The organism is Xenorhabdus sp. TS4 (genome assembly GCF_014467265.1).
GTDB lineage: Bacteria > Pseudomonadota > Gammaproteobacteria > Enterobacterales > Enterobacteriaceae > Xenorhabdus > Xenorhabdus ehlersii.
In genome coordinates this window covers 1-2,929 of record NZ_NKHQ01000116.1, presented here as the reverse complement: position 1 = coordinate 2,929, position 2,929 = coordinate 1, and the positions used below count along the sequence as shown (strand labels likewise).

Genomic DNA, 2,929 nt, shown 5'->3' with positions numbered 1-2,929 from the left:
TCGAACAGATTTTACATTGGTCAGACTGGCGGCGGCGACACCAATACTATGCACAACAATGTCATTACCGTCGTCGGAATAACCCTATGGTGACAGAGCAATTACGGCTGTAGTACTAGGGCATAGCGTGTTGCTGAATCGAGCTTTCCTCGTGTTTCCCACTTTTCAGTAAAAGCAGCTTTATTCAGATTAGCTGTAATACTCTCAAAAGCTGCGATACTCTCAGCAGAGTCATAAGTCGCAGTATAAGATCGGGGTAATTTACGGCGCTCGCTAAGCCGCTTAATCTTCTGACCATAATCCGCCATTTTTGTTTTTTCTCCTCAAAGTCATGGTACCGTATGTATTTCTCCCTCTACCATTGAAATACTCTCCTGTGGCAGAGTTAAGATCCTCAGAAAACTCAAGATCCACAAACCCCATATGAGACTGCATCTCATCATTACCCGCCAATGGTCTGTTGGTATAGTTGTAAAGCAGGCGGTAACTGATACCCTGATCGTTAATCACGGATGCAGTAATACTATCAGACTGCGAGGTGTTCGTTGTCTGCCGGATGCGTACTTTATCCCAAGTTTGCACTATGCGAATGACTCCTTTCCACTCGCATATACGCTCTTCAGGGTGAAGTGTCTTACCTATTACCTCCCACTCACCACTAAGGTTCGGCATGCTGATAAGCTGACCAACAAAAGGACGTTTCCAAAGGTACTTGTTTAGAACATGGTATAGCAGAAAATAAATCATTCCTGCACCAGCAAGCGATAAGACAGACGGTGGTAATGTGGCATCGATTCCCCACCACAATTGCGACAGGTCAACCAGTTTGAGGAGGAAGTAAATAGTAAAAGCAGATAGCGCTGAGGCAGCAATGGACAATATACGCCCCATATTGCTGCGACTAAAACCATCAATGACGATATATTCATGATGCTTCATGAGACTTCCTACTATAATCTATAGATATTTAATGATTTATATGTATGTTATCGTGCTGGTGTGACTAACATAGTAACTCACAAAATTCTTATATTTTGACTAAGCTATATGTTTAAGTGTCTTGTGTAAACATATTAATAATGTTTACCGTGATGCAGTGTAAGATGATAGTTTCTACTAGCTGACGTGTTTCTATCTGATTACTCAAATGTAGTTAATTTTAATTTATTAATCATATAGTTATATGATTTTTATACGAAAAGTTTTCACTTTCTGCTTAAAAATGACTTGTCAATTTTTTCTTCAAATGTTGCCACTCTTTTTTAAGATACCAGCGTAAAAAACACCACCTAATATTTACTTGCATTTTTCCTATCATCCCTGCTGCCATCTGTTTTCTCCGTAATTCTTGAATATCCTCCCAAAGTTGCTCACGTTCAAAAAAAGTCCATACAGGGGGGGCGGGTGTCAAACCATTGGTATAACACACCGGAGCTACCCACTCGAAAAGAACCATTTCAACATGTTCAAGAGGGAAATTTTTCGCTACAGAAGCGATATACTCATAATCAACTTCATTATCTACAAAGATACTAGATAGCGCTTCACATAAATCTATATCAGTTAGTTGATTGCCCAACGGGTAAATTCCTCTATTTCTTCATCTAAAGTATCAGCAACCACCGAACCAACAATTGCCCCTGCTACGCTACCCACTAATACCAGAACAACAGCACAGACAGGAGCACCAGGCCCACATACCGGAGATACAGCTAAACCAGCAAGTGCTCCACCAGCAGCACCGCCTCCAATTTGTATTCCTTGTTTAACCGCTTCTTTAGGTTTATTTTCAGCATTCAATATTTCATGTGTTGCCAATACTGCCGTAAAGATAATTCCAACTTTTCCTATAACCTTTAATCGTTTATTTGTCGTTGTGAATTTAGGGTTATCTCTTGCTGAGGCTTCTATGATCTCATAGTAAATTGTACTTTTTTGATCTGGAGTAAGGCTACCAAATACTTTTCCAAATTTTTTCTGAGAATATTTATCAATAAGTTTTTCAAAAGATGGAGGTGTTTTTTTATGTCTCTCAGCAAAGGCCAACCCTTGTGCTGACGTGAATTTTCTATGCTCTGCCATAATTTGGTTACGCATTTCGTAACAAAATTCAGCGGCTTCTTTCACTGATATTTTTTTTGTATTCACCATCTGCTTAATTTCAGAAACCGTTCTTTTAATATTTGAAGTATAGCTTTGTCTGACATTAGCATCGTTAATTACATCGGTAGAAAATTTAATTGAAGCACCTTCTAACGCTGCCACTGCCTTATCTAAAATAGGATCTTCAATAGGATGTTCTTGCTTTCCTGCATAAGTCCCTTCTACCACTTCATATGCCATGATTTCACCCAATAATTTTATTTAATAAGATTTCTGTCAAACTTTGTGGAGAACTTTCTTTTTCAAAATGTTCTATTTCAAGTTTTACACACTTATGGCCTGTTATTGATGTAAACATGACTTTATTTTCTTGGTTAAATTCACCATTAAGAATTGAGCCATCATCAAGCGTCGCAATACATTTTATGCCGCAATAATCAATTTCAGGGGAAACACTAAAACCAATCCATTTTTTGGTTTCTGAGAGTAATTCCTGTGTTTCTGTCTTTCCAGGAGAGAGTACTGTATTTTGGTAACTATCTGGAATAGAGTGAATAAGATTTGCTCCGCAAGGGCAAGTGCTCTGGCTATCTAACGTTCCAGCCAGTTTAGTTCCCATATCAAAAAAGCAATTCACACCACCTACGATAGAAAAATTACCCGAATGATTTCCACAAGTAACAAGAGATCCTTCCGTTGCAGCCTGTCGCCCATAAAACGTGATGTTACTAGGGTCTGTTGACGTTTTGTGTTCATCATTTATTCTCCCCACATTGGCAGCCAGACAATGATAAACGCCAGTGCCAACATACTGGCGTAATTTCGT

Annotated in this window: 4 protein-coding genes; all 4 read right to left on the bottom strand. The window is 39.0% G+C overall.

Features of this window, described 5'->3' with window-relative positions:
• Positions 1–282: 282 nt before the first annotated feature.
• Positions 283–939, bottom strand: a complete 657-nt coding sequence (locus Xets_RS19625; RefSeq protein WP_046337626.1) for a hypothetical protein — start codon at positions 937–939, stop codon at positions 283–285.
• A 277-nt stretch (positions 940–1,216) separates the two neighbouring features.
• A complete protein-coding gene (locus Xets_RS19620) occupies positions 1,217–1,579 on the bottom strand; it encodes a hypothetical protein (protein ID WP_187652408.1) in 363 nt (120 codons plus the stop codon).
• Positions 1,564–2,343 carry a hypothetical protein gene (locus Xets_RS19615; protein ID WP_187652407.1) on the bottom strand — a complete coding sequence of 260 codons (780 nt, stop codon included), beginning with the start codon at positions 2,341–2,343 and terminating at the stop codon, positions 1,564–1,566. Before Xets_RS19615 ends, Xets_RS19620 begins: the two co-directional genes overlap by 16 nt.
• A 4-nt stretch (positions 2,344–2,347) precedes the next feature.
• Positions 2,348–2,929: hypothetical protein (locus Xets_RS28805; RefSeq protein WP_370588266.1), on the bottom strand; the 582-nt coding region annotated here is incomplete at its 5' end.

Coding starts and splice junctions, on each gene's coding strand:
- Xets_RS19625 (WP_046337626.1), bottom strand. CDS start 939: ATGAAGCATCATGAATATATCGTCATTGATGGTTTTAGTCGCAGCAAT.
- Xets_RS19615 (WP_187652407.1), bottom strand. CDS start 2,343: ATGGCATATGAAGTGGTAGAAGGGACTTATGCAGGAAAGCAAGAACAT.